The organism is Kitasatospora sp. Ki12, from assembly GCF_054601375.1.
Genome location: NZ_BAAIHT010000003.1, coordinates 755,082 through 781,435, shown reverse-complemented (window position 1 = coordinate 781,435; position 26,354 = coordinate 755,082). Strand labels below are relative to the sequence as shown.

General features: G+C 74.6%; 20 protein-coding genes. 13 read left to right on the top strand and 7 right to left on the bottom strand.

Features of this window, described 5'->3' with window-relative positions:
* Positions 1-5 precede the first annotated feature (5 nt).
* Positions 6-2,474 carry a xanthine dehydrogenase family protein molybdopterin-binding subunit gene (locus tag ACYP53_RS34025; RefSeq protein ID WP_459650309.1) on the bottom strand — a complete coding sequence of 823 codons (2,469 nt, stop codon included), beginning with the start codon at positions 2,472-2,474 and terminating at the stop codon, positions 6-8.
* Positions 2,475-2,953: 479 nt separating this feature from the next.
* On the opposite strand from ACYP53_RS34025, the gene ACYP53_RS34020 reads away from it, so the two are divergent.
* The 4 genes from ACYP53_RS34020 (at position 2,954) to ACYP53_RS34005 (ending at position 7,492) form a co-directional block, all read left to right on the top strand.
* The gene (locus ACYP53_RS34020; protein ID WP_189926389.1) at positions 2,954-4,234 is read left to right on the top strand and encodes an MFS transporter; all 1,281 of its coding nucleotides are present in this window, start codon (positions 2,954-2,956) and stop codon (positions 4,232-4,234) included.
* A 100-nt stretch (positions 4,235-4,334) separates the two neighbouring features.
* Positions 4,335-5,099: a Mut7-C RNAse domain-containing protein gene (locus ACYP53_RS34015; RefSeq protein WP_459650308.1), complete on the top strand. Its 765-nt coding sequence runs from the start codon at positions 4,335-4,337 to the stop codon at positions 5,097-5,099.
* 93 nt (positions 5,100-5,192) lie between these two features.
* Positions 5,193-5,618, top strand: a complete 426-nt coding sequence (locus ACYP53_RS34010; protein ID WP_459650307.1) for a cupin domain-containing protein — start codon at positions 5,193-5,195, stop codon at positions 5,616-5,618.
* An 8-nt stretch (positions 5,619-5,626) separates the two neighbouring features.
* Positions 5,627-7,492, top strand: coding sequence for a CocE/NonD family hydrolase (locus ACYP53_RS34005; RefSeq protein ID WP_459650306.1), 1,866 nt, complete (start codon positions 5,627-5,629; stop codon positions 7,490-7,492).
* Positions 7,493-7,549: 57 nt separating this feature from the next.
* On the opposite strand, the gene ACYP53_RS34000 is transcribed toward ACYP53_RS34005, so the two are convergent.
* Together ACYP53_RS34000 and ACYP53_RS33995 are read right to left on the bottom strand one after the other, a co-directional pair.
* Complete coding sequence (locus ACYP53_RS34000) at positions 7,550-8,623, bottom strand: restriction endonuclease (RefSeq protein ID WP_189926383.1); 1,074 nt, start codon at positions 8,621-8,623, stop codon at positions 7,550-7,552.
* A gap of 162 nt (positions 8,624-8,785) precedes the next feature.
* Positions 8,786-9,601, bottom strand: coding sequence for a PQQ-binding-like beta-propeller repeat protein (locus tag ACYP53_RS33995; protein WP_189926381.1), 816 nt, complete (start codon positions 9,599-9,601; stop codon positions 8,786-8,788).
* A 227-nt stretch (positions 9,602-9,828) separates the two neighbouring features.
* On the opposite strand from ACYP53_RS33995, the gene ACYP53_RS33990 reads away from it, so the two are divergent.
* Positions 9,829-10,329, top strand: a complete 501-nt coding sequence (locus tag ACYP53_RS33990) for an inorganic diphosphatase (protein WP_189926379.1) — start codon at positions 9,829-9,831, stop codon at positions 10,327-10,329.
* Positions 10,330-10,403: 74 nt separating this feature from the next.
* On the opposite strand, the gene ACYP53_RS33985 is transcribed toward ACYP53_RS33990, so the two are convergent.
* Entirely contained in the window at positions 10,404-11,666 is a 1,263-nt protein-coding gene (locus tag ACYP53_RS33985; protein WP_459650305.1) for a pyroglutamyl-peptidase I, read from the bottom strand.
* A gap of 88 nt (positions 11,667-11,754) precedes the next feature.
* Here ACYP53_RS33985 and ACYP53_RS33980 point away from each other — a divergent pair, with 88 nt between their 5' ends.
* The 3 genes from ACYP53_RS33980 to ACYP53_RS33970 all read left to right on the top strand — a co-directional run bounded on the left by ACYP53_RS33980 (position 11,755) and on the right by ACYP53_RS33970 (position 14,930).
* Positions 11,755-12,987 (top strand): cytochrome P450 family protein, encoded by a 1,233-nt coding sequence (locus tag ACYP53_RS33980; RefSeq protein WP_459650304.1) that lies wholly within the window; start codon positions 11,755-11,757, stop codon positions 12,985-12,987.
* A 125-nt stretch (positions 12,988-13,112) separates the two neighbouring features.
* The gene (locus tag ACYP53_RS33975; protein WP_459650303.1) at positions 13,113-14,183 is read left to right on the top strand and encodes a TerD family protein; all 1,071 of its coding nucleotides are present in this window, start codon (positions 13,113-13,115) and stop codon (positions 14,181-14,183) included.
* Positions 14,184-14,312: 129 nt separating this feature from the next.
* Positions 14,313-14,930 (top strand): SUKH-4 family immunity protein, encoded by a 618-nt coding sequence (locus tag ACYP53_RS33970; protein WP_189926371.1) that lies wholly within the window; start codon positions 14,313-14,315, stop codon positions 14,928-14,930.
* Positions 14,931-14,998: 68 nt separating this feature from the next.
* Here ACYP53_RS33970 and ACYP53_RS33965 read toward each other — a convergent pair whose 3' ends face one another.
* On the bottom strand, positions 14,999-15,628 hold the full coding sequence (locus tag ACYP53_RS33965; protein ID WP_459650302.1) for a TetR/AcrR family transcriptional regulator: 630 nt from the start codon (positions 15,626-15,628) through the stop codon (positions 14,999-15,001).
* 139 nt (positions 15,629-15,767) lie between these two features.
* Between ACYP53_RS33965 and ACYP53_RS33960 the strand changes: the two genes are divergently transcribed.
* Positions 15,768-16,805 (top strand): aldo/keto reductase, encoded by a 1,038-nt coding sequence (locus ACYP53_RS33960; protein WP_459650947.1) that lies wholly within the window; start codon positions 15,768-15,770, stop codon positions 16,803-16,805.
* A 222-nt stretch (positions 16,806-17,027) separates the two neighbouring features.
* Here the strand turns inward: ACYP53_RS33960 and ACYP53_RS33955 are convergent, their stop codons facing one another.
* Positions 17,028-17,996 (bottom strand): NAD-dependent epimerase/dehydratase family protein, encoded by a 969-nt coding sequence (locus ACYP53_RS33955; protein WP_459650301.1) that lies wholly within the window; start codon positions 17,994-17,996, stop codon positions 17,028-17,030.
* 400 nt (positions 17,997-18,396) lie between these two features.
* On the opposite strand from ACYP53_RS33955, the gene ACYP53_RS33950 reads away from it, so the two are divergent.
* Positions 18,397-21,180, top strand: a complete 2,784-nt coding sequence (locus tag ACYP53_RS33950) for an SdrD B-like domain-containing protein (RefSeq protein ID WP_459650300.1) — start codon at positions 18,397-18,399, stop codon at positions 21,178-21,180.
* 119 nt (positions 21,181-21,299) lie between these two features.
* The gene (locus ACYP53_RS33945; RefSeq protein ID WP_459650299.1) at positions 21,300-22,091 is read left to right on the top strand and encodes a hypothetical protein; all 792 of its coding nucleotides are present in this window, start codon (positions 21,300-21,302) and stop codon (positions 22,089-22,091) included.
* Between the two features lie 133 nt (positions 22,092-22,224).
* Here ACYP53_RS33945 and ACYP53_RS33940 read toward each other — a convergent pair whose 3' ends face one another.
* Positions 22,225-24,291: an MDR family MFS transporter gene (locus ACYP53_RS33940; protein ID WP_459650298.1), complete on the bottom strand. Its 2,067-nt coding sequence runs from the start codon at positions 24,289-24,291 to the stop codon at positions 22,225-22,227.
* Positions 24,292-24,528: 237 nt separating this feature from the next.
* On the opposite strand from ACYP53_RS33940, the gene ACYP53_RS33935 reads away from it, so the two are divergent.
* Together ACYP53_RS33935 and ACYP53_RS33930 are read left to right on the top strand one after the other, a co-directional pair.
* Complete coding sequence (locus ACYP53_RS33935; protein WP_459650297.1) at positions 24,529-26,016, top strand: MFS transporter; 1,488 nt, start codon at positions 24,529-24,531, stop codon at positions 26,014-26,016.
* Between the two features lie 146 nt (positions 26,017-26,162).
* Positions 26,163-26,351, top strand: coding sequence for a hypothetical protein (locus ACYP53_RS33930; protein WP_459650296.1), 189 nt, complete (start codon positions 26,163-26,165; stop codon positions 26,349-26,351).
* The last annotated feature ends 3 nt before the right edge of the window (positions 26,352-26,354 follow it).

The window sequence follows — 26,354 nt, the reverse complement described above, 5'->3', positions numbered from 1 at the left end:
GGTCCTCAGAAGTTGATCGGGAAGGAGCGGGGGCTGGTGCCGGTCGCCCGGGCGTAGGCGTTGGCGACCGCGGCGGAGGCGGCCGGGACGCCCAACTCGCCCGCGCCGCCCGGCGATCCGCTCGGCGGCAGCAGGTGGATCTCCACCGTCGGCGGGGTGTGCCGCTGCCGGGCGTAGTGGAAGTCGCCGTAACTCCCTTCGCGGAAGGCACCGTTGTCGAGGTGGTTGCCGGCCTGGAGGATCACCGAGATGCCGTCGACCAGCGCGCCGGTCAACTGGGCTTCCAGGCCCTTGGGGTTGATCACCCGGCCGACGTCGGCGGCGATCACGGCCTTGGTGACCCGGGGGTTGGCGCGGTCGGTGGCGTCCAGTTCGACCAGGTAGGCGGCGATGCTGCCGTGCTCGTCGTGGTAGCCGATGCCCTGCGCCTGGCCGGGGGGCATCGGGCGGCCCCAGTCGCCCTTCGCGGCGACGGTGTCCAGCACGGCCCGGCCGGCGGCGCCGCGCAGCCGGGCGCGGCGGAAGGCGACCTCGTCCTGGCCCATCCGCCGGGCCAGTTCGTCCATCATGATCTCGTCGGCCACCCGGACGCTGCCCGAGTAGACCGAGCGCCAGCTGCCGGTGTGCACGGCCAGCGGCAGTTCGGAGAGCAGCTGGGTGGGAACGCCCACGTTGTACGGGTTCTTCTCGGTGAGCAGGAAGAACGCCTGGGCGAGGCTGAGCCCGGCCACCGAGAGGCTGAACCCGGCGGCGGAGAGCGCCTCCCCGAGGCCGTGTCCGAGGTCCGTCTTGACGGTGGCGGCGCGGTGCTCCCAGCTGAGCACCTGCCCCAGGGCGTAGGTGGCCCGGACCCGGTGGTGGCTGGCCGGGCGCATCCGGCCGTGGCGCATGTCGTCGTTGCGCGTCCACATCAGCTTGACCGGGCGGCCCGCCGCCTTGGAGATCAGGGCCGCCTCCAGCGCCGCGTCGAAGAACAGCCGACGGCCGAAGGAGCCGCCGCCGCGGACCACGTGCACGGTGACGGCGCTCTGCGGCAGGCCGAGTTCGGCGGCGATGGTCTGCTGGGCGACGATCGGGCTCTGCGCCGCGAACCACAGCTCGGCCCGGTTCGACCGGACGTCGGCGATCGCGGTGAGCACTTCCATCGGGGCGTGGTTCACGAAGGCGAAGTCGAACTCCCCGTCCACGTACTGGGTCAGCAGCGGCGGGATGAGGAAGGGCAGGTGGGCGGAGCGCAGCCGGGCCTTGACGTCGGCGTCGGACAGCCCGGCGACCGGGCCCGGGTTCCAGCTGGTGCGCAGCGCGTCGCGGGCCTTGAGCGCCTGGTCGAAGGTCTCGGCGAGGACGGCGACCCCGCTCGGGATCTGCACCACGCCGAGCACCCCGGGCATGGCGCGGGCGGCCGAGGCGTCCAGGGACTTGAGGGTGCCGTTGACGGTGGTGGGGCGGGCGACCACGGTGGGCACGGCGCCGGGGACCTGGAGGTCGCCGGCGTACTTGGCGCGGCCGGTGACGATGTCGCGGGCGTCGATCCGGCCGGTCGGGGTGCCCACCAGGCGGAGCCGGTCGGCGGGCTTGGGCGTACCGGGGACGGCGGGCAGGACCACCGTCGCGGCGTCGGCGGCGAGTTCGCCGTAGCCGGCCCGGCGGCCGTCGGGGGCGAGCACGGCGGAGTCGGCGGTGCGCAGGGAGTCTGCCGGAACGTTCCAGCGCCTGGCGGCGGCGGTCACCAGCCGGGCACGGGCGGCGGCGGCCGCGCCGCGCACCGGGTCGTACAGCGAGCGGACGGAGTTGGAGCCGCCGGTCAGCTGGTTGAAGAGCAGTTCGGGGCGGCCGTCGGAGAGCGGCACGTCCACGTCGGTGAGCTTGGCGTCGAGCTCCTCCGCGACCATCATCGCGATCGCGGTGGTCAGGCCCTGGCCGACCTCCAGCCGGGGCAGGTACAGCACGGCGCGCCCGGCGGGGGTGATCTCCAGGACCAGCAGGTGGGAGGTCGGCAGTCCGGCCAGGATCATCGCGTCGCCGAGGTCGATGACGTCCGGGATGCCGGGCAGGCCGAGCAGTTGCGGGGGTGCGGCGTCCCGGGCGGCGGCCGCGGCGTGGGCGGCTTGTGCGGCTTGTGCCGCGCCCGGCGTGGCCGCCTGCGCGGTGGCGGGGGCGGCGGTGTCGAGGCCGAGGCGGGCACCGATGGTGAGGGTGGGCGCGGCCAGCAGGTAGGTGAGGAACCGGCGGCGGCCGGTGGGCCCGGCGTCCGGTGTGGTGTCCGGTGCGCCGTCCGTCGAGGTGTCCGTCGGGGTGTCCGTGCTCGCGTCCGGGGTGAGGTGGGGGCCGGCTTCCGTCGCGGTGCCCGGACGGTTGAGGGGGTGGGGCTGTCCGGCGTCGCCCGGGCGACCGGTGGAGTCCGAGGGGGCGATGGAGGTGCTGATGGGAGGAACCCTTCGAGCCGGAGAGACGGCACCGGTTCGGGCGGGCACGACGGCCCGGGCCCCGGTGCCGGACCGCGAACGCCGTTGAGCATAAAAGGGCGCTACTGACGGGTCAACACGGTCAAAGTTGGCCCCCGAATTGGCCGATCTCGCTTTTGCAACGTTCTGCGCCCGCGGAGTCGGAACGGGTACGGACGGCGCTTCGGCGGCGCGGGAACGGCCCGGCCAGGACGGCCGCGAAGCGGTCGGGGAGCCCAACGCGCCGCTGTCGCACGGGGGTTCAGCGCTCGGTCGGCGGTGCGGCGGAGCCCGGAAGTGGCCCAAGAAATCCCTTGATCACTGGACCTTTCGGATGGGCCAGTTCCTGCCTAGGGTAGGTGGCGAACCGTCGCCGACGGTTGTGAACTCCCGGCCGCACGCCGCCCGTCCGTGCGTCGGTGCTGTCGTCCGTCCGTGGGTTCACGGCCGGACACCGCAGAACAGTGACCGTCCGTGACCGATCGGCCGCGGACCAGCGAAGGAGCGACGTGCCGACCGACCGATCCGCCCGGTGGAGCACCCTCCTGCCGCCCGCCGGCCCCCAGCGGACCCTGGCCGCAGCCCAGTTGGCGAGCGCGGTGGGCGACGGCGCGTACTACACCTGCTCCGCGCTCTACTTCACCCGCGTCGTCGGGATGTCACCGACCGCCCTCGGGATCGGCCTCGCCGTCGCCTGGGCGCTCGGCTCCGTCGCCGGCGTCCCGCTCGGCCACCTCGCCGACCGGCGCGGCCCGCGCCGCACCGCGGTGGCGCTCGGGCTCGCCGCCGCCGCCGTGGTCGCCGCCTTCCTGGTGATCCGCTCCTACCCGCTGTTCCTGCTCGCGGTCTGCCTCTACGCCACCGCGCAGTCCGGACTGAGCGCCGCCCGGCAGGCGCTGGTCGCCGGACTCGTGCCGCCCGCCGAACGCACCGGCCTGCTCGCCCACCTGCAGTCGACGCTCAACGGCGGCCTGGCCGTCGGCGCCGCCGTCGGCGGCATCGCGCTCAGCGTCGGCACCCGCGACGCCTACCTCGGCGCCTTCGTCCTCACCACCGTCGGCCTGCTGATCGGCGCGCTGGTCCTGCGGCGGCTGCCCGAAGTGCCGCCCGCCCCCGAGGGATCCGGCACCGGACCGCGGCTGGCCGTGCTGCGCGACCGGCGGTACGCCGCCGTCACCCTGGTCAACGCCGTCCTGCTGCTGCGGATGCCGCTGCTCAGCCTGATCATCCCGCTCTGGATCGCCCAGCGCGCCCCCGCGATCGGCTGGCTCGGCTCGGCCCTGTTCGTCCTCAACACCGTGGCCGTGCTGGCCTTCCAGGTCCGGGCCGCGCGCGACGTCACCGGCCTGGACACGGCCGCCCGGGCGGTCCGCTCGGCCGGCGTGCTGCTGCTCGGCTGCTGCGCGGTCTTCGGACTGTCCGCCCTCGACGTGCCCGTCTGGGCGGTCGGCGCGCTGCTGACCGCGGCGTCCGTGCTGCAGGTGGCCGGCGAGATGCGGCAGTCGGCCGGCTCCTGGCAGATCGGCTTCGACCTCGCCCCGCCGGAGCGGATCGGCCAGTACCAGGGTTTCTTCGGCACCGGCGTCGCCGTCGCCCGCACCCTCGGACCGCTGCTGCTCACCACGCTCCTGCTCGACGGGGGCCTGGCCGGGTGGCTGGTCCTGGGCGGGGTCTTCCTCGCGGCCGGGTACGCGATGGGGCCGGTCGCCCGCTGGGCGGCACGGGACCGCGAGCACCTGGCGGCGCCCTCCGCCCGGGTCGTGGCGGACACCGCCGCGAAGGGCGCGTAGCGGAGGGGGACAGAGCCGGACGAAGCGCGACGACGCCGAGCGGGGGCGGGGAGAGCGGAAAACGCTGGCCCCGCCACCCGCGCGCTGGCATGCTGGCCGCGTGGACAGACCCCAGATCTGGCTCGACTTCGCCCCTGAGCTGCACCTCTTCGTCTCCTCGCCCCGGCGGGCCGGCCGCACCGCGCTGCACACCGACGGCGCCTCCACCCTCGGCCACGTCGTCGAGTCCCTGGGCGTGCCGCTCACCGAGGTCGGCGCCCTCGTGGTGGACGGCCGGGCCGTCCCCGACGCCCACGTGCCGGCCGACGGCGAGCACGTCTCCGTCCGGGCCGTGACCAGGCCGCAGCCCTCGCACACCCCGCCGCGCTTCCTGCTGGACGTCCACCTCGGCACCCTCACCCGCCGGCTGCGGCTGCTCGGCGTGGACGCCGCGTACGAGAACCCCGACATCGGCGACGCCGCGCTGGCCGCCCGCTCCGCCGCCGAACAGCGCGTCATGCTCTCCCGCGACCGCGGCCTGCTGCGCCGCCGCGAACTCTGGGCCGGCGCCTACGTCTACAGCCACCGCCCCGCCGAGCAGCTGCGCGACGTGCTCTCCCGCTTCGCCCCGCCGCTCGCGCCCTGGAGCCGCTGCACCACCTGCAACGGCACGCTGCACGCCGCCACCAAGACCTCGGTGCGCGAGCAGCTGCGGGACGGCACCGAGCGCTCCTACGACGCCTTCGCCCAGTGCGACGACTGCGGCCAGGCGTACTGGCGCGGCGCCCACCACGCCCGGCTGGAGGCGATCGTCTCCGAGGCGGTACGCGACTTCGGCAGCGGCAGCGGCAACGGCAACGGTCAGTCAGGGGTGGCGACGGCGTAGGGCCCTCTGGCGCAGGCCGCGTGGCCGTGGTCCCATCGGCGGTGGGGGACGGGACCACGCTACTCGGTCACACGAGAGAGGCCAGGTCGTCGGATGAGCAATCAGGCAGAGCACCAGCCCTTCGGCACCGCGGACGTCGCGGACGCCCCCGTGGTCACCGCCCCCGACGGGGCCGAGGTGTACCCGCTGCTGGTCCTGGAGGGGCAGGGGAGCCTCGCGGTGTTCGCGCTCGCCCCCGGGCAGGTGACCCACGCGGTCTCCCACGCCACCGTCCAGGAGCTGTGGCAGGTCACCGCGGGCCGCGGCGAACTCTGGCGCCGCCAGGGCGAGCGCGAGGAGATCGTCCGGCTGCTGCCCGGCACCGCGGTGTCGGTACCGCTGGGCACCGCCTTCCAGTTCCGGGCGGACGAGGACTCCGACGGGCCGCTGCGGGTCACCGCCGTCACCATGCCGCCCTGGCCCGGGACGGACACCGAGGCCCGCCCGGAGGAAGGCCCCTGGAAGACGACCGGCCGGTGAGGCGGGGCATGCCGCGCCGCCCGCTGTCGGCGCTGGCCGCGGCCGCGGCGGTGCTCGCGCTCGCGGCCGCCCCGGCTGCCGCCGTACCCGCCGCGGGGCCCGCCGTCGGGCCGGTCCAGCCGCAGCTGGAGTCGCGCTACGTGACCATGCCGGACGGCGTCCGGCTCGCCGTCGACGTCCATCTGCCCGCGGGCACCCGGGCCGGTGCCGGCCTGCCCACCGTCCTGGTCACCCAGCGCTACTGGCGGGCCGCGGTCCGGGTCGGCCAGCCCGGCGGCGCGGGCGAGGAGGCCCGGCGGTGGACCGCCCGCGGCTACGCCTACGTCGTCGCCGACCTGCGCGGCACCGGCGCCTCCTTCGGCACCCTGACCTCCGAACTCGGCGCCGACGCGACCGCCGACAGTGGCCCGCTCAGCGACTGGATCGCCGCCCAGCCCTGGTCCAACGGCCGGGTCGGCACCACCGGCGTCTCCTACGGCGGCGACACCGCGATGCTCGCCACCTCCCTCGGCAACCACCACATCACCGCCGCCGCCCCGGTCTCCTACGACTTCGACCCGTACGAGGACCTGGTCCGCCCCGGCGGCGCGCTCATCGAACCCCGGCTCGCCCCGTACGCCCTGCTGCTGCGCATCCTCGACCAGGCCGGCGGCACCACCTGCGAGACCGACGAGCGGACCAGGCGGCTCTGCGCGGACACCGGCCTCACCGGCCTCCAGCCCCGACCGGTCGACGGCCCGGACGGGCCGGCCCTGCTCGCCGCCGCGCGTGCCGAGCACGCGGACAACGCCAACCTGGTGGAGATGGCGAACTCCGGTGCGCACCGCGACTACCGGGACGGACCGGAGAGCTGGACGGTCGGCAGTGTCGGCGAGCGGACCGAGGCCGTCGAGGCCGGCCGGGTGCCGGTCCTGACCACGGCCGGCTGGCTGGACGCCGGCACCGCGAACGGCGTGCTCTCCCAGTTCACCGGCCTGTCCAACACCCAGGACGACTGGATCGGCCCCTGGAACCACGGCGCCGCCTCGCTCGCCGACCCGTTCCAGCCGGCCCGCCCGCTCACCGCGGCGGAACGCGGCGAACTCGACCGGCGCACCCTCGCCTTCTTCGACCGCTACGTCCGCGGCGGCGCCCGCCCCGACGGCCGACGGCAGGTGCACTACTACACCTTCAACGAGGGCGTCTGGCGCACCACCACCCGCTGGCCGGTGCCCGGCACCCGCACCCGGCGGCTCCACCTGGGAGCGGACCACATGCTCGGCCGACAGCCGGACGACCACCGCACCGGCTCCGACCTGCTCCGCCTCGACCCGACCGCGGGCACCGGCCCGCTCGACCGTTGGAACACCAACCTCAGCGGGGACGAGGTCAGCTACCCCGACCGCGCCGCCGTCGACGCCAAGCTGCTCGGCTACACCTCCGCCCCGCTGACCGCCGACACCCGGGTCACCGGCAACGGGAAGGTCACCCTCGACGTGACCGGCCTGGAGGGGTCGGCGCGCGGCGCGCTGCACGTCTACCTGGAGGACGTCGCGCCGGACGGCCGGGTGACGTATCTGACGGAAGGTCAACTCGCCCTGACAGAAAGGAAGGTGGCCGACCGGGGCGAGAACCCCGACTGGCGCCGGCTGCGCACGCCGCGCACCTACGCGGCGGAGGACGCCGAGGACTTCCCGCAGGGGGAGGCGCAACGCGTCACCATCGACCTCCAGCCGGTCTCGGTGCTCTTCCGGGCCGGCGAGCGGATCCGGCTCACCGTGGCCGCCGCCAACCCCGACTCCTTCCAGGTGCTCCCGACCGACGGGCGGGCGAGCTACCGGATCGGGTGGGGCGACGGCCGGGCCTCGGTGCTGGAACTGCCGGTCGTGTCCTGACGGTTGAGGGCGCGGGGTGCCCGGCCGCAGGACCGCCGCGGCCGGGCACCCCGTCGGCTACGCGTCCACGACCTCCAGGCCGTACGCGACCACGGCCTGGCGCAGACCGCCCGGGTAGCCGGCGAGGGCCGGGGTGAACTCCCAGTCGCCGGAGGCGTCGCGGTCGAAGCGGCCGAGCCGCATCGCGGTGTTGGTCTGCGCGCCGTCGGCCAGGTGCATCACGGCGGCGTCCTGACCGGCACCGGCTTCGAGGATCAGCGCCGGTCCGGCGAAGCCGGCCATGGTGGCGTCCGGGTGGTTCTCGGTGTCGGCGGCGGCGATGACGACCAGCCGGTCGACGTCGGCGGGCAGCGCGTCGAAGTCGACCATCAGGCAGGCGTTGGCGTCCTCGTAGCCGGTCACCAGCCGCACCGAACCGTCCGGCGTGGAGCCGTTGTTGTAGAAGACGAGGTGGTCGTCCGAGACCGCGACGTTGCCGCGGCAGACCAGGGCGGCGATGTCGTACTCCTGCTCGCCGGTCCAGTGCAGGAGCAGCCGGGCGGGCTCGGCCGCGACCTCGATCGCGGGCAGCGCGTCCAGGTCGGCGGCCTCGGCGGCGTCCTCCTGGGCGGCGGCGAACACCTCGTGGAAGCCGTGGTGCTTGAGCAGCCCGACCAGTTCGGCGCCGTTGATCAGGGCGACGGCCTTGCCGGTGACGAACTGGTGCGAACTCGGGCCGAACTTGCTGGTGGTGACGAGGACGGCCTTGGTCGCGGCCGGGTCGGCCCGCAGCGTGCCGTAGAGGTCGCGCACCGCCGACGGCGGCACCGTGTCCCGGTACCGCTTCACCTGCACGATCACGTTCCCGCCGCGGAACGGGTCGGTGTCGATCCCGCGGACGTCCACCCCGCCGTCCCGGGACCGGGCGGTGAGCTCGACCTTCATGCCCATCGCCGCCATCAGCCGGGCGACGAGCTGTTCGAACTCGACCGGGTCCATCGCCACCAGCAGCTGGAGCTCGCGCACCCGCTTGGACATCCGGCCGCGGTTGGCGTTGGTGTCGTCGCGGAGATGGCGGAACAGCACGCGCTGGGCGCGGCGTTCGTCGGTGTCGGGGTTGCCGAGGCGGTGGAGTTTCCGGCTCCGGGACATGGAGTGCCCCCTCTTGCAGATGACGGTTGTCGCAGGCGTCACCGTAGAGGAGTCGTGGGCGAAGCACTGTCGGCCCGTCAGTTCCGCCGCACAATCGAGACCTGGCCGGGAGGCCGCGGTGCCGGGCCCTACCGGGGCGCGTGCAGGTCGCGGTGCCGGGCCTCAGAGCGCGTGCAGGTCGAGGTGCCAGGCGTGGGTGGTGTAGGCGCCCATCCGGGTCGGGTGGCGTTCGACCAGGGTCACGTCGAGGCGGTCGGCGGTACGGCGCAGCGAACCGCTGAACCGGTGCTGCTCGTCGGCGGGCAGCGGGTGCAGCTCGGCGAGGACGGTGTCGTCCAGGTCGCGGCCGACGGCCCGCAGCACGCCCGCGTCGAGCACCAGGAGGGTGCCGTCGGGCAGCACCAGCGGCTCCGGGGCCTGCGGGTCGGTGAGCAGCGGGCCGCGTTCGATCCGGCCGCCCGGCAGCAGCCGCACCACCCGGCTCTCGGTCGGGTGGCGGCGGTCCGTCTCGACCACGCGCAGGCCGCTGCCGACCACGTAGTGGCCGTAGCTGCGCCAGGAGTCGACCAGGGCGCCGTCACGGTCGTACGCCCGGGTGTCGAAGGCGTCGTAGCCGGCCAGGCCGAGCGCGAAGCGGCCGCCGCCGAGGGCCGCCGCGCGGTCCCCGCGCAGTTCGGCGACCGTGCTGCCGTCGGCGAGGTCCAGCAGGAGGGCGGGGCCGAGGTGGCCCCAGGCGGTGTAGTCGAACGAGTCGGTGGTGACCAGGACCCGGCCGGAGGAGAGGTGCGCCGCGTTGGGGCGGCCCGGGCAGGGCTGCTGCCAGCGGACCCGGCCGGTGGCGTCGACGCAGCTGAGCTCGCCGTTCCGGCCGTGCACCTCCAGCCCGTCCCGCCGGGCCAGCGGCCCGTCCGGCCGGCCCTGCGGCCGTTCGCCGCTCCTGCGATCATGGCCCATGACAGTGACCCGCCAGCTCCCCATGGCCCGGATGCTAGCGGACTCCGCCGAACGGCGGTGGCGGTTTCGGAGGGTGTCCGAACGGCCGACAATCTCTCCGGGAGTCCGGCTCCGGGAGCCCGGGCGATCGGGAGTCCAGGAGTCCAGGAGTCCAGGAGTTCGGGAGTTCGGGAGCCCGGGCGTTCGGGAGTTCGGGCGATCGGGAGTGCGGGAGCCCGGGAGCTGTCCCAGGAGCCGAGGAGGAGGCCGCGGTGGAGTTCGAGGTGCTGATCGAGATCCCGCGGGGGTCGCGGAACAAGTACGTGATGGACTTCGTGGCGGGCCGGATCCGCCTGGACCGCACCCTGTTCACGGCCACCCGCTACCCGGCCGACTACGGCTACGTCGAGGGCACCCTCGGCGGGGACGGCGAACCGCTGGACGCCCTGGTGCTCGGCGGCGAACCGGCCGTCCCCGGCTGTGTGCTGACCTGCCGGGCGGTGGGCATGTGGGTGATGCGGGACGAGCGCGGCCCGGACCAGAAGGTGCTGTGCGTCCCGGCCGGGGACCCGCGCTACGCGGACCTGGCGGACATCGGCGACCTGCCGGAGTTCGACCTGCGGGAGATCAGCCACTTCTTCCGGGTGTACAAGGAGCTGGAGCGCGGCAAGTCCGTCGAGGGCTCGCACTGGGCGGACCGGGCGGCCGCGCACGCCGAGATCGCGGCCTCCCGCGCCCGGGCGGTGGGGACCCGCTTCGCCGACCCGGCGTAGCGGGGGCGGGGGCGGACCTGCTCCGAGGCCCGCCCCCGCCCCCGCCCCCGCCGCCGCTCAGAGCCGGGCGCCGCTCAGAGCCGGGCGCTGCTCAGGACGGCCCGGACCTGGTCGGCGATGGCCGCCTCGTTCTGCTCGAACTCCGGGGCGGTGAGCAGGTTCCCGTCCGCCGGCAGGCCGGTGAGGACCGGGGTGTGGAGGTGGCCGCCGGGGAGGCCGGGGGCGAGTTCGAGGCGGAGGCGGTTGGAGCGGTAGGCGACCTCGTTGGAGAGGTAGCCGCCGCCTCCGCCGGCGACGGCGCGGGAGCCCGGGGTGGGCCCGTCGGCGCGCTCCACGGGGTCGGTGGCGCCCGCCGGGATCTCGGTGACGGGGGTGTTGAGCAGCACCGGGTAGGGCTGCTGGACGGCCGTCATGGCGTCGGTCGGCAGCGTGGTGCGGATGAACTGGGGCCCGTCGGCCAGGCCGGGGGCGTCGACCGGGTGGCTGGTCGTGCCGCCGGAGAGCGCGCCGACGTTGTCGGGGTACGGGTCGGCGGAGCGGGCGCGTCCGGCCCAGGCCTCCAGGGTGAACAGGCCGGGGTAGCCCTGGCTGATGCTGGTGATCAGGTCGGCGGACTGCGGGCCGCCGGGCACCAGGTGCGGGCCGAAGGCGCGCTCCACCATGCCCCGGTCGAAGTCGCCGTAGCGGACCGGCAGGACGACGGCCCGCACCTCGGCGGTGCTGCCGTCGGCGAGGGTGATCCGCCGTCCGTTCAGCTGGAGGACGGCCGCGCCGGAGGGGTTGGCGCGGCGCGGCTCGGTGTCCAGGCCGAACGGGTCGAAGCCGCTGACGAAGATCCGCCGGATCCCGCGGGCGGTGCCGAAGCCGTCCGCGAGGCCGCGCGAGGCGTCCTCGAAGCGGGCCCGCAGCCCGGCCCGGTCGACGGTGAACCCGGGCTGCCAGCCGTCCAGTTGGACGGTCATGGCGAGCCTGGTCCAGTACAGCGGGCGGTCGTCGAGGGCGGGCAGTTCGCCGCCGGGGCGCCGGCCCTGGGCGCGGTCGACGCCGGCCTGCCACAGCGCCCGGCCCCAGGCGTCCACCACCCGCTCGGCGCGGTGGGGGGTGCGGGCGGAGCAGAGGGCGGCGGGGAAGCCGCGGAGCAGGTCGTCCAGGCCGGACCGCTCGGTGAAGGCGGCCGTGCGGGTGTCCTGGAGGCGGGCCTGCTCGGCGTCCGGGGCCGCCGTGACGGCGGTGCGGCAGCCGGCCGGGGCGGCCTGGGCGGCGGCCGGGGCCAGCAGCGCGACGAGCGTTCCGGTCAGGGCGGCGGCCAGGCCGGCGGTACGGCGTATAAGTGTCATGTCACCTGACAATAGGTCCGGACCTGACGCCCCGCCAGAGCGCCGTCGCGCGGCCCGTACGCCGAGCCGGTGCCCGTACGCTGAGCGGGTGACAGCGCCCGAGCTCTCCCTGACGTCCCTGGTGGCCGACCCGTACGGCGGCTACACCCGGCTGCGCGCCGACGCGCCCGTCCACCGGCTCGTCGGCCCGGACGGCCTGCCGTTCTGGCTGGTGACCCGCTACCCCGACGTGCGCCAGGCCCTCGCCGACCCGCGGCTCGCCCTCGACAAGGCCCACGCCGCCCCCGGCAACTACCGCGGCTTCGCGCTGCCGCCCGCGCTGGACGCCAACCTGCTCAACATGGACCCGCCCGACCACACCCGGATCCGCCGCCTGGTCTCCCGGGCCTTCACCCCGCGCCGGATCGCCGCCCTGCGCGCCCCGGTCGAGAAGGTCGCCGAGCAGCTGCTCGACTCCATGGCCCCGGCCGGCCGCGCCGACCTGCTCGCCGCGTACGCCGCGCCGCTGCCGATCACCGTCATCTGCGACCTGCTCGGCGTCCCCGAGGACGACCGGCACGACTTCCGCGCCTGGACCGACAGCCTGATCACCCCCGACCCCGACCGCCCGGAGGCGGCCCGCGCCGCGGTCAAGGCGATGCTCGGCTTCTTCACCGGGCTGATCGAGCGCAAGCGCACCGCGCCCGGCGACGACCTGCTCTCCGACCTGATCGCCGTCCGGGACGAGCGGGGAGAGGGCGAGCCCGAGGTCCGGGACGTTCGGGAGGGGGAGGGCGGTGACCGGCTCAGCGAGGACGAGCTGACCTCGCTCGCCTTCCTCATCCTCTTCGCCGGCTACGAGAACACCGTCCACCTCATCGCCAACGCCGTCCTCGCCCTGCTCACCCACCCCGAGCAGCTCGCCGCCCTGCGCGCCGAACCGGAGCTGATCGACGGCGCCGTCGAGGAGTTCGCCCGCTTCGACGGCCCCGCCCCGCTGGCCATCCGCCGCTTCGCGCGCGAGCCCGTCACCATCGGCGGCGTCACCGTCCCGGCCGGGGAGACCGTGCTGCTCGCCCTCGGCTCCGCCAACCGCGACCCCGAGCAGTTCGCCGACCCCGACCGGCTCGACCTGCGCCGCCGGGAGAACGGCCACCTCGCCCTCGGCCACGGCATCCACTACTGCCTCGGCGCGCCGCTGGCCCGGATGGAGACCGCCGTCGCGCTGACCGCCCTGCTGCGCCGCTTCCCCCGCCTCGCCCTCGACGTCCCGGTCGAGCGGCTGCGCCACCGCCCCACCCTGCGCGCCCGCGGCCTGCTGGAACTCCCCGTCCGGTACTGATCCGGGGCACCGGTCCGCGACCTGCCGGGCACTGACGCGACCTTGACGGCGGGGCCGGGAACCGGCACGAGTTCTACAGCGTTGTCGTACTCGAACAGCGGTACTCGTACGGTGGAGGAAGTCCCATGAGTGTGGCCCTGACGAAGGGCGGCAACGTCTCCCTGGGCAAGCAGGCCCCCGGGCTGGCGGTGATCCGGGTCGGTCTCGGCTGGACGGCCGGGGCCGGGTACGACCTGGACGCCAGCGCGCTGCTCTGCGGGGCGGACGGGAAGGTCGGCTCGGACCAGAACTTCGTCTTCTTCAACAACCTGCGCAGCCCGGACGGCTCGGTCCGCCACCAGGGCGGCTCCGGCGGCGGCGCCGACCGCGAGCAGATCGAGGTCCGGCTCGCGGAGGTCTCCGCCGGTGTGGAGAAGATCGTCTTCGCGGTGGCGATCTACGACGCGGCGCAGCGGCGCCAGAGCTTCGGGCAGGTCCGCAGCGCGTACGTCCGGATCACCGACCCGGACGGCGGCACCGAGGTGGCCCGCTACGACGTGGCGCCGGAGGCGGGCAGCGAGACGGCGATGGTGTTCGGCGAGCTGTACCGGCACGGCGCGGACTGGAAGTTCCGGGCGGTCGGGCAGGGGTACGCCGCGGGGCTCGCGGGCATCGCCGCGGACTTCGGGGTGGACGTCCTGCAGCCGGCTCCGGCTGCGGCATCGGCTCCGGCTCCCGTGAAGCCCGCGCTGCCCTCCGCGCCGCCCGCGCCGGTGGTGCCCGCCGCCGTGCCCGCCGTACCGCAGACCCAGCCTCTGACAGGGAGTTCCCCCGTGACGTGTTTCTTCGACCCCTCGCACGGCGCCGGCACGACGGCCGTGCTCTGGTCGCCGCAGTGGGGCGTGCCGCGCCAGATCGAGACCTGCGTCGCCTGCGCCCAGCGGGTGCAGACCACCGTCCCGCCGTTCTACACCCCGCACCAGGGCTACCCGCAGCCCGTCCAGCAACCCGGGTACCCGCAGCAGGGTTACCCCCAGCAGGGCTATCCGCAGCAGGGTTACCCGCAGGCGCCCGACCAGCAGGGTCAGGGCGGCGGCCGGCGCTTCGGCGCCGGTGCGCTGATCGGCGCGGGCGCGGCGGGCCTGGTCGGCGGCGCGCTGCTCAACGAGGCCTTCGACGACGACCCCGAGGTGATCGTCAACAACTACTACGAGTAGGACGGCCGCTGAGCCGTCGTACCGCGGACGCGGACGGGCCGTCGGGGGTGCGCCCCCGGCGGCCCTCGCCGTCGGTGGCGTGCGCTTGAATGGCGCCGGTACACCGTTCCGACCGGGGGAGACGCACCGATGACCACGCCCACCGCCGAGCTGCTCGCCGCCGCCCGCAACCCCGACGCGGCCTGGCTGGAGTCCTGCTTCGGCCCGGGCGCGCTCTGGCGGCCCGAGGCGCTGCCCGAACGCCTGGAGTCGCCCGGCGCCCGGGCCTTCCTGGCCGGGGTCGGCGTCCCGGCCGTCGGGCTCGACCTCCTCGACTACGACTCGACCGGCCTGCCCGGGCGCGGGATGTGGGAGGCGGACCTCGACGAGCTGTTCGGCAACCGCACCCCGGACGACGACACCCCGCCGGCCGCCTGGGGGTACTGCGTCGGGACGGTCGGCGTGCTGCACCTGATGGTCGACGCCGGATCCGGGGCCGTGCGGATCTACAACCCGGACGGCTGGGACCACGGGAGCGGCGAGGGCGGCTGGGCGGCCGACTCGCTGCCCGCGCTGATCGGCGCGCTGGCGCTGCTGACCCGCTTCGAGGAGCGGATCACCGGCGGGGACGCGAAGGCGGCGCTGGACGAATTCGTCGCGCTGCTGGAGGAGTTGAGGCAGGGGCCGGACGAGTCGGACCTCTGGCACGGCGTGGTCGAGAACCTGCGGGAGGAGTACGAGGAGCCCGAGGAGTCCGACGAGAGCTGAGCACCGCTCTGCGCGTCCCGCCTCCCGCGGCCGCACAACGCACCGCCGTTGTGCGGCCGTTCGCGTGTTCAGGCCCGGCCGCTCCGGTACGCCCCGGCGCGCGCGGCGGCCTCGGCGGCGGCCGCGGCGCGGTCGGCGGCGGCTTCGTCCAGCGGTTCGGCGGTGGTCAGCATCCGGTAGTAGAGCGGCGCCGAGACCGCCCGGACGACCTCCGACGCGTCGGTGTCCGGGGGGAGTTCGCCGCGTTCGACGGCCTCGGTGACGCACGGCGCCCACTCCGCCACCCGGCGCCGGTAGAAGTGCCGCAGCGCCTCGGCGGTGTCCGCGTCGCAGTGCGCCGCGACGATGACCGCGCGGAACAGCGCGCCCTGTCGGGGGTCGGCCAGGGTGCGCTGGACGAGCCGGGCGTTGGCCCGCAGGTCCTCGGCGAGGGAGCCGCTGTGCGTGCGCGGCAGGGACTGCTCCGCCATGTCCGTGAGCAGGTCGGCGACCAGGGCGGTGGTGCTGCCCCAGCGGCGGTAGACGGTGGTGCGGCCGACCTCGGCCCGCTGGGCGATGTCACCGAGGTCGAGGCCGCTGAAGCCGTGCTCGACCAGGGCGTCCTCGGCGGCCCGCAGGACGGCGGCACGCACCCGGGCGGTCCGGCCGCCGGGGCGGACGGTGCCGGGGGTGGAGGGGTCGGCGGGATCGGTGGTCATTAACGGGATTCCTGTTCCATTAGGTCGAGGGAGTCTGCTAGCTTCGATCCCATCCTAACGGAACAGGAGTCCCATTAGGGGCTTCGAGGGGAGAACAGTCATGGGCACCGCCAGCACCGCCAGCACCGCCAGTACCGACATGGAATACCGCCGCCTCGGCACGTCCGGACTCAAGGTCCCCGCGCTCAGCCTCGGCACCGGCACCTTCGGCGGCCGCGGCCCGCTGTTCGGGGCCTGGGGCACCACCGACGTCCAGGAGGCCCGCCGCCTGCTCGACATCGCCGTCGACGCCGGCGTCACCCTCTTCGACACCGCCGACGTGTACTCCGACGGCGCCTCCGAGGAGGTGCTCGGCCAGGCCGTCCGCGGCCGCCGCGACCAGGTGCTCATCTCCACCAAGGCCGGTCTGCCCACCGGCGACGGCCCCCAGGACGCCGGCACCTCCCGCGCCCGCCTCACCCGGTCCGTGGACGACGCGCTGCGCCGCCTCGGCACGGACTACCTGGACCTCTTCCAGCTGCACGCCTACGACGCGGGCACCCCGATCGAGGAGGTGCTCGCCACCCTGGAGGACCTGGTCCGGGCCGGCAAGATCCGCTACACCGGCGTCTCCAACTTCTCCGGCTGGCAGCTGATGAAGTCCCTCGCCCTCGCCGACCGCCACGGCCGCCCCCGCTACGCCGCGCACCAGGTCTACTACTCCCTCGTCGGGCGCGACTACGAGTGGGAGCTGATGCCGCTCGCCGAGGAGGAGGGCGTGGGCGCCCTGGTCTGGAGCCCGCTCGGCTGGGGCCGCCTCACCGGCCGGATCCGGCGCGGGCAGCCCCTCCCGGCCGGCAGCCGGCTGCACGACACCGCCGACTACGGCCCGCCGGTCGAGGAGGAGCTGCTCTACCGGGTGGTCGACGTGCTGGACGGGATCGCCGCCGAGACCGGCCGCACGGTTCCGCAGATCGCCATCAACTGGCTGCTGCGCCGCCCGACCGTCTCCTCGGTCATCATCGGCGCCCGCAACGAGGAGCAACTGCGCCAGAACCTCGGCGCGGTCGGCTGGTCGCTGACCGACGACCAGGTTGCCCGCCTCGACGCCGCCAGCACCCGCACGGCCCCCTACCCGTACTTCCCGTACCGCCGCCAGGAGGCCTTCGCCCGCCTCAACCCGCCGCTGGCGGGCTGAGGGCGAGCGGACAGGACCTCGGGCCCGTCTGCGAACCCCCGCCCGCCTTCCGAGCGCACGACGGGGGTTCGAGGACGGACCCGAAGGCCCCGGCCCGGGAGATGTCCGGGCCGGGGCCGGCGAGGCGCTGTGGGGCCGGTGGCGCACAGCGGTTCGGGGGAGCGGGGCTCGGCTCCGGTGGGCGCGGCAGAAGGCGGGCGCGGCCGCCCGGCGCGGGAGCGGCTACCGCCGGTGCCAGGCGGCCAGGAGCTCCGCCTCCCGTCCGGGGGTCAGCGTCTCCGGCAGTGGCTCGAACGCGCCGATGTCCCGGGCGGTGTCGGCCACCGGGCGGAGCGCGAGTCCGGTGGCGAGGGCGGCGGCCGGGTCGCCGGTGCTGGTGGCCCGGGTCCGGGGGTCGGTGGGCCACAGCGGCAGCGCGCGCTCCGGGACGCCGGCCGCGCGCAGGAAGTCCTCGGCCACCCAGGTGACGGTGGTCCCGGCCGGGGCGACCGCGGCGGCGACGGCGTCGAGGAGGTCGCCCATGCCGAACGGTGGGGCGGTGGCGGCGTGGTAGGCGCCGGAGGCGTTTCCGGCCAGCAGGGCGAGCATCCAGGCGGCGAGGTCGCGGGCGTCGACCACCTGGATCGGGGCGTCGGGCCGCCCCGGGGCCAGGACCTCGCCGCCGGCGGCCAGGCGCCGCACCCAGTAGTCGAACCGGCGGGTGTAGTCGTGCGGGCCGATCACGTACGTCGGGCGCACCAGCAGCGTGCCGGGGCCGAAGGCCTGCCGGGCGGCGCGCTCGCACTGGACCTTGAGGACGCCGTAGGTCCGGCCGGTGAGCGTGTCGGCCTCCGGGCCGTCGGCGGGCCGCAGTGGGGAGTCCTCGGTGAAGCCCGGGGCGGCCGGGGTGTCGTACACCGCCATGGAGGAGACCAGGAGGTAGCGACCGGCGGCGCCCGGGTCGAGCGCGGCGGCCAAGTCCCGTACCTGGCGCGGGAAGTAGGCGCTGACGTCGACGGTGGCGTCCCAGCGGCGGCCGCGCAGGACGGACAGGTCGCCGTCGCGGTCGGCGATCAGGTGGGTGGCCTCGGGGAGCAGCCCGGCACCGGACTTTCCCCGGTGCAGCACGGTGACCTCGTGACCGGCGGCGAGGGCCGCTTCGGCGAAGTGGAGTCCGACGAACTTGGTACCGCCCATGACCAGTATGCGCATCGGGCCATCGTGCCAGAGCCGGTTTCGGCCGTACCAGGAGCGGTCGTACCGGTACGGAAGTGGTCGGTGGGGTCGGTGAGTTGGGGTAGATTGTGCGCAGTTCCGGCGGGAAGTGTGTCGACCGTCGGCAGGTTCATGCGGAGCCCGGGGGCGGCGAGTGGCGCGGGCGATCGGATTCGCGCAGGTCGGCGGCCCGGAGCCGGGCGGGGAGCGCGATAGTGCGACGGCCCTCGAAACGTCTGACGCCACGTCAAAGTTCCTTGTTTTCCTGCGAACTTCCGCGAGGCCGTTTTAAGCTCCCGTTAACGATGGCGGCTTTCCGCCACTCTCGCGAACTCCCTCACGAGGTCGGGCGGCAGGCCCCCACCGGACCATGCCCAACGTAACGATGAGAGCAGGGATGACGACGACAAGTGAACGAACAGCCGGTGCCGCGCGCGGCCCGGACCGACGGCGACCCGACCGGTACGGCCGTCGCACCGCGGGCGGCGCGGTGGCGCTCGCCGTCGCGATCGGCGCCTGCTCGTTGGCCGCGGCCCCGTCGGCGTTTCCGCAGACCGGCGACGGCACGGTGACGGTCCGGGTGATCCGGGCCGTGGACACCAGCGGGACGTGGACCCCCGTGCTGGAACCGGGAATGGCGGGCGTGAAGGTGACGCTCACCGACGACGCCGGAGTCGGCATCGAGGGCACCACGGCGGCCGACGGCACGGTCACGCTGGCCCCGGCCGCGAGCAAGGCCGCCGGCGGCAAGTACCGGGTTCAGGTGGTGAATCCGAAGCCGGGTGTGCTGTTCCCGGCCTTCGCCTCCCGCCAGGGACTGACCGGCGCACCGAACCAGCTCAGCAGCAACGAGGAGTTCGTCGACCTCGCCGGCGGCAAGAAGGTGGAACTCACCACGGGCCTGTGGAACCCCGGTGACTACTGCCAGAAGAACGCGCCGCTGGTGTCGACCTGTCAACCCGCCCCCAGGGAAGGCGAATCGGCGCACACGCTGGTCTCCTTCCCGTACAGCGCCCGGGGCGTGGCCGGGACCGACGCGACGGTGACCGACCTGGCCACCGCCGAACAGACCGGCAACATCTACGGCGTCGCCTGGAACAGGACCGACAAGCGGCTCTTCTCCGCGGCCTCGGCCAAGCGCACCACGGCGTACGGGCCCGGCGGCCCGGGGGCGATCTACGTGACCGACCCGGCGACGAAGAAGACCACCCTCTTCGCCACCGTCCCGGACGCCGGCACCACGCCGCACAGCGCCGGCAACGACGACGCGTTCCTGCCCGCGGTGGGCAAGGAGAGCCTCGGCGCCATCAAGGTCGGCGAGGACGGCAAGGACCTCTTCGTCGTCAACCTCCACGACCGCAAGATCTACCGCTACGACGCCACCGCGGCGACGGCGGCGCAGCCGAAGGCCGCGTACCCGATCCCCGACCCGGGCTGCCCGGCGGCCGGGGACTGGCGTCCGTACGGCCTCGGCCTGCAGGACGGCACCGGCTACCTCGGCGGCGTCTGCTCCGGCGAGTCGACCGGCAAGACCTCGGACCTGCGGGCCGTGGTGCTGCCCTTCGACCCGGCCACCGGAGAGTTCAAGCCGGCCGTGCTGAACCAGCCGCTCGACTACCCGCGCGGCAACACGGTCGGCACCGCCTGCCCCGGCGCCGGCTGGTTCCCCTGGCAGGACGACTTCCCGGCCACGCAGAACGGCCGGTCCTGCGGCACCGACTACATGGCCAACCCCGAACCGGCGGTGGCCGAGATCGCCATCGAGACCGACGGCACGATGCTGATCGCCTTCCGCGACCGCTTCGGCGACCAGTCGGCCGCCGGGCCGACCGCGGGCACGATGGCCAAGGTCCTGCCCGGCGGCGACCTGAACAAGGCCTGCCTGGTGAACGGCGCCTACGTGCTGGACACCAACAACGGCTGCGGGGCCACCACCCGGGGCACCCGGTTCTTCGACAACAACCGCATCGGCCACAACAACGCCCTGAACGCCGGAATGGCGTTCTCCAAGGTCGAGAGCTCCATCGCGACCTCGGGCTACGACACCAACGGCATGGCCTTCGGCTACGGCCCCGGCTTCGACAAGCGCGACGGCAAGGCCGACGGCGGCCTGCGCCTCAACCCGGTCGGCCCGCTGCCGCCGTTCGGCAAGGGCGCCGCGATGGGCGACCTCGAGGTGCTCTGCGACCAGGCACCGCTGCAGATCGGCAACCGGGTCTGGTACGACCCCGAGCGCAGCGGCCTCCAACTGCCCGGCCAGCGACCGGTACCCGGTGCCACCGTGCACCTGTACGACGAGTCGGGGAAGCTCGTCGGCACGACGAAGACGACGGCGCGGGGCGAGTACTACTTCGACGACAGCAACGTCGACGGAGGCCTCAAGCCGAAGACCAAGTACACCATCAAGCTGGACAACCCGGCCGACTACGCCAAGGACGGCCCGCTGTTCCAGTGGGTGCCGACCGAACACGACGTCGGCGACAACCACTTCATCGACTCCAAGGGAATCGTCCCCACCGGCGGGAAGTACCCGGAACGGGCACTGACCACCGGCGGACCGGGCCAGAACGACCACACCTACGACTTCGGCTTCCGGCAACAGGAAGGCACGCTGCGCCTGGTGAAGAACGACCAGGACGGCAAGCCGCTGGCGGGCGCCAAGTTCCAGCTGTGGCACGAGACGAACGGCACCGACGGGCTGCAGCCGACCGGCGACAAGCCCGACACCAAGGTCGGCGAGCCGTGCACCACACCGGCCGACGGGGTCTGCCAGGGCAAGGGCGTGCCGGGCACGTACTACTGGCAGGAGCTGAGCCCGCCGGACGGGTACGCGGCGCCGGAGGTCACGGTGTTCGGCCCGCTGGTGCTGAACTCCGGAAACCTCGACGACGGGGTCTCGGTGACGGCGGTCAACCGCCTGATCCCGACGCCGACGCCGACACCCACCCCGACACCCACCCCGACACCCACGCCCACGCCGACACCGCCGCCGACCACGTCGACGCCGGTCCCGGCACCGCCGGACCAGCCGGCCCCGCCGGCGCCCGGCCCCGGGCACCTGCCGAACACCGGTGCGGGCGCGGCGATCCCGTTCGCCGTGGCCGGTGCGGCGGCACTGATCACCCTCGGAGCGGCACTGGTGCTGCTGGTCCGTAGGCGCAGGACCGTCCGACAGGGCTAGCACCCGTCAGGCGCAACGGGCGGGTTCGCGGGACCACCGGTCCCCGGGCCCGCCCGACTGCTGTGACCGGCCCGCCGTTCCGACCCATCGACGAGAACCGACGAGAGAAGGCACCCCGCATGGCCCGGAAGGCGCAGACCGACCCCGACCCCCGCAGGCCGCGTCGCCGCCGCCTCCTCCGGACCCTGGTCGCGATCGCGGTGTGCGGCACCGCGGTCGGCGGCCTCGCCGTCTACCGGGCGGTCTCCGACGAGACCGGCGAACGGCCGGTGACCACGGACGAGGCCTCCCGGCTGGCCGTGTCACGGCTCAACCTCTACCAGGCCGCCCCGGTCGGCGTGACCCTCACCGCCACCGAGGGCGGGGGAGTGAGCATCCGGGTCGAGGGCGTCGTGGACTACCGCACCCACCGGGGCGTGGGCCGCTACCGCACCACCGGGGCGAGCGGCCCGCTGGACCACGGGCTGGTCGTCTGGGACACCGGCGGCCTCGGACTGGCCCCCGAGCCGGCCGGCGTCGACGGCCCGGCCTGGCAGCAGGCCGAACACGTGCCCCGGCAGGCCTGGTCACCGCGCTCCTACACGGCCGACCCCCTGGACGCCGGGCTCAGCCTGATCGTCCAACTCGGCGCCGACCGCCCCGACAACCCGCTGCTGCTCGCCCAGTCCGGCGCCCGCTGGCTGGGCCGCGACCGGATCGACGGCCGCGGCTACGACCGCTTCGCCGGCCCGCGCGCCCAGGGCTCCGCACCCGACGGCGAACGGTCACCACTGACGTACTGGGTCGACGGCGACGGCGCACTGCGCCGGGTCACGATGCGCATGCCGGGCCTCGGCACACCGACCACGGCGGACTTCACCGGCCACGACGGCACCGCCAAACTCCCCGAGGCCCCCTGGCTGACCGGCTGACGCCACCTGTGACCCGATGACGCACGGAAGGAAACGAGACCCGGTGAGTACGGCACGTCACGAGATCATCGAGGGAGTCATCACTCCCGTCTCACGGTCATGGGCGCACGAGTCCGCCGCCGAGGTGTAGGACCTAGACCCGGGCGGTGTCCTTCGGGCGGGCGTGGGCCGGGAGGCCGTTGGCGAGGTCCTCGACCAGGAGGCGCCAGGCGATGGCGTCGGCGGCGGTGCGCAGTTGGGGGCTGCGGGGGCGGCCGGCGTCGGCGTCGAGGCGGGCGTTGAGCCAGCCGGACCAGGCGCGGCCGAGGGCCTGGACCTCGCGGGTGCCGGCCTCGGTGTGGACGAGGCGGTCGCCGTCGCGGACCAGGTAGCCCTCGGCGGCCATCCGGTCGAAGACCGGCTCCAGCACCTCGGGCGGGACCCGCTTGCGGGCGGCGATGAGGTCGAGGTCGGCGTGGCCGACGGCCTTGGTGTGCTGGGCGACCTCCATCAGCGCCCAGGCCCCGGCGAGGTCGACCCGGGTGTCGGCGCCGGAGACGATCGTCCGGACGGTGTCGAGGTCCACGCCGCGCACGATCGTGCAGACCGCGTACTCCAGGTGCGGGTCGGAGTCGCCGGTGGTCGGCTGGGCGAAGCCCTCGCCCATGTCGGTCGAGCCCGCCCGGGCGGTGTCGCGCAGCTGGACCTGCTTGAGGAAGAGCGCGACCACGAAGCCGACCGCCGCCACCGGGATCGTCCACAGGTACACGGTGTGCAGGGCGTCGGAGTACGCCCGTACGATCGGCGCGGCCTGCTCGACGGGCAGGCGGTGCAGCCCCTGCGGGCTCTCGGCGGCGCGGGCGAGCACGGCCGGGTCGGCGCCGGTGAGCCGGGCGGCGGTGGCGACGCCCTTGCCGAGTTCGGTCTTGAGGCTGTTGGCGTAGATGGTGCCGAACACGGCGGTGCCGAAGGAGCTGCCGATGGTGCGGAAGAAGGTCACCCCGGAGGTGGCGGTGCCGAGGTCCGCGTAGTCGACGGTGTTCTGGACGGCGATGGTGAGCACCTGCATGCTCAGCCCGATGCCGACGCCGAGCACGAACATGTAGAACGAGGCCAGTGCGGTGCCGGTGCCGGGTTCGAGCCGGGAGAGCAGGTAGAGGCCGAGGGCCATCACCGCCGTGCCGGCGATCGGGAACATCCGGTACTTCCCGGTCTTGCTGACCACGTTGCCGCTGCCGACCGAGGCGATCAGCAGACCGATCACCATCGGCAGCATGCGGACGCCGGAGACCGTCGCCGAGTCGCCGTCCACGTACTGCAGGAAGGTCGGCAGGAAGGTCAGCGCGCCGAGCATCGCGAAGCCGACGATGAAGCTGAGCACCGAGCAGACCGTGAACACCGGGTTGCGGAACAGCCGCATCGGCAGCATCGGTTCGACCGCCCGGGTCTCCGCCCAGCAGAACAGGCCGAGCGCCAGCGCGCCGCCGACGAACAGGGCGATGATCACCCCGGAGCCCCAGGCGTACTGGTTGCCGCCCCAACTGGTCGCCAGGATCAGCGCGCCGGCGCCGACCGAGACCAGGGCGATGCCCAGGTAGTCGACCACCGGCCGGGCCGCCGAGCGCACCGAGGGGATGGTCCGGGCGGCCGCGATCACCACCACGACCGCGATCGGCACGTTGACGTAGAACGCCCAGCGCCAGGACAGGTGGTCGGTGAACAGCCCGCCCAGCAGCGGCCCGATCACCGTGGCCACGCCGAACACCGCGCCGATCGCGCCCTGGTACTTGCCGCGCTCGCGCAGCGGGATGACGTCCGCGATCAGCGCCATCGCGGTGACCATCAGACCGCCCGCGCCGATGCCCTGCACCGCCCGCCAGGCGATCAGCAGCGTCATGTTGGTGGACAGGCCGCACAGGAACGAGCCGCCGACGAAGACGATCGCCGACACCTGGAACACCAGCTTGCGCCCGTACAGGTCGCCGAACTTGCCGGCCAGCACGGTGGCCACCGTCTCGGCCAGCAGGTAGGAGGTCACCACCCAGGACATGTGCGCGGCCCCGCCGAGGTCCGCGACGATGGTGGGCAGCGCGGTGCCGACGATGGTCTGGTCGAGGGCGGCCAGCAGCATGCCGAGCACGATCGTGCCGAAGACGACGTTCCGCTGCCGGACGTCCAGCACCGGTGGGGCGGACGGCGGGTTCTCGGTGGCGACGGTCATGCCGTCAGCCTCTGGCGTGCGGGCGCCGATCGCGATCCGGTTCGGCTGATCGGGTGAGGGCGCGCCGGGAGACCGTACGGGGCCGGGCGCGGGGCCTTGTGCGGTGCCGTGGTCAGGGCCTTGGCCGGTTAAGGCCCGGGTGGCGGCGCCCGGTGGCGCGGGCGACGATGAGCCGAGCGGAGCCGGCCGACGATCGGCCGGGCAGCAGGCCGCCCCGGACTCCGGGAAGAGGCTCCGATGACCGCCCGTCCCCCGCGCAGCACCGCGCAGCCAGGCCCGCCCGGCCCGCCGGGCCCGCCCGGCGCCACCGCCGCGGGCGGGCGGGCCGCCGCGCGGCGGTGGCAGGCGCTCGCGGTCTGCCTGGTGGCCGGGTTCATGACCTTGCTGGACGTCAGCATCGTCAACGTCGCCCTGCCGACCGTCCGGGCCGGGCTGCACATGTCGGAGAGCGGCCTGCAGTGGGTGCTCAGCGGCTACGCGCTGGCCTTCGGCCTGGTGCTCGTCCCGGCCGGGCGGCTCGGTGACGCGCGCAGCCGGCGGGCCGTCTTCCTGACCGGGCTCGCCCTGTTCACCGCGGCCAGCGCGCTGGCCGGCGCGGCACGCAACCAGGAGTGGCTGGTGCTGGCCCGGCTGTTCCAGGGCGCGGCGGGCGGCGTGCTGGTGCCGCAGGTGTCCGGCTTCATCCAGACCCTCTTCCAGGGTGCCGAGCGCGGCCGGGCCTTCGGCGCGCTCGGAGCCACCATCGGGCTGTCCACCGCCGTCGGACCGCTGCTCGGCGGCCTGCTGATCCACCTGTTCGGCCCGCAGGACGGCTGGCGCTGGGTGTTCCTGGTCAACCTGCCGATCGGCGTCGCCGCCCTGCCGGTCGCCTACCGGCTGCTCCCGCCGCCCCCGCCCGCCACCGAGCGGGCCGGGCACCGGGACTTCGACCCGGTCGGGGTGGTGCTGCTCGGCGCCGGCACGGTCTCCCTGCTGCTGCCGTTCGTCCAGGAGCAGCAGTGGCACAGCGCGTCCCGCTGGCTGCTGCTGCCGGTGGCGGCGGTGCTGCTGGCCGCCTTCGTCGGCTGGGAGGCGGCCTACGGGCGGCGGCACGAACCGCTGGTGAGCATGGCGCTGTTCAGGGTGCGCCCGTACGCGGCCGGGGTGCTGCTGTCGCTGGTGTACTTCGCCGGGTTCACCGCGATCTTCTTCATCTTCACGCTGTACCTCCAGGCGGGCCTGCACTACTCGGCGCTGACGGCGGGCCTGGCGATCACCCCGTTCGCGGTCGGCTCGGGGGTGGCCGCGGCGGTGGGCGGCCGGCTGGTGAGCCGGCTCGGGCGACGGCTGGTGGTGGCCGGGCTGCTGCTGGTGCTGGGCGGCCTGCTGGCCGCGGCGCTCGCGGTGCAGCTGTGGTCCGGGCCGCGGGTGGGCTGGACGACCGCGCTGCCGCTGCTGGTCGCCGGGGTCGGCAGCGGGCTGGTGATCGCCCCGAACCAGACGCTGACCCTCCAGCGGGTGCCGGTCGCCCGGGCGGGCAGCGCGGGCGGCGTCCTGCAGACCGCGCAGCGGGTCGGCTCGGCGGTCGGCATCGCGGTCGTCGGCTCGGTGTTCTTCGCGCACGCCCGCGGCCGCCACCCGGACTGGGCGACGGCCTTCCAACTGGGCGTGACGGTCGCGGCGGGCCTGGTCCTGGTGGCGCTGCTGGTGGCGGTGACCGACGACTGGGTGGGACGGCGTGCGTAGGGCGGGCCTTCGAGCGGCCCTGGGGCCCGTCTTCGAACTCCCGCCTGTGGACCGGCTTCCGGGCTGGACGGCTGAGGTAGGAGGCGGATCGTGACGGGTGTCCGGGTGGGTTTCCTCGCGGCGGCCGGGGCCGCCGAGCGGTTGCTGTGCCGCCCCGAGGTGGCGGCGGCCTGGCGGTCAGCGTCGGCGTTCCGACCCCCGAACTCCCGCCGGAGGCAGCCGACTTCGTGGTGGGCCTGCCGGCCCGGCCGGCCGTCCGCCGGCACGGGTGGGTGGACGTGGTGCGGGCGCTCAGCCGGGCGGAGCGGGCGCCGGGGCGCGTCGCGGCGTTCTGAGTG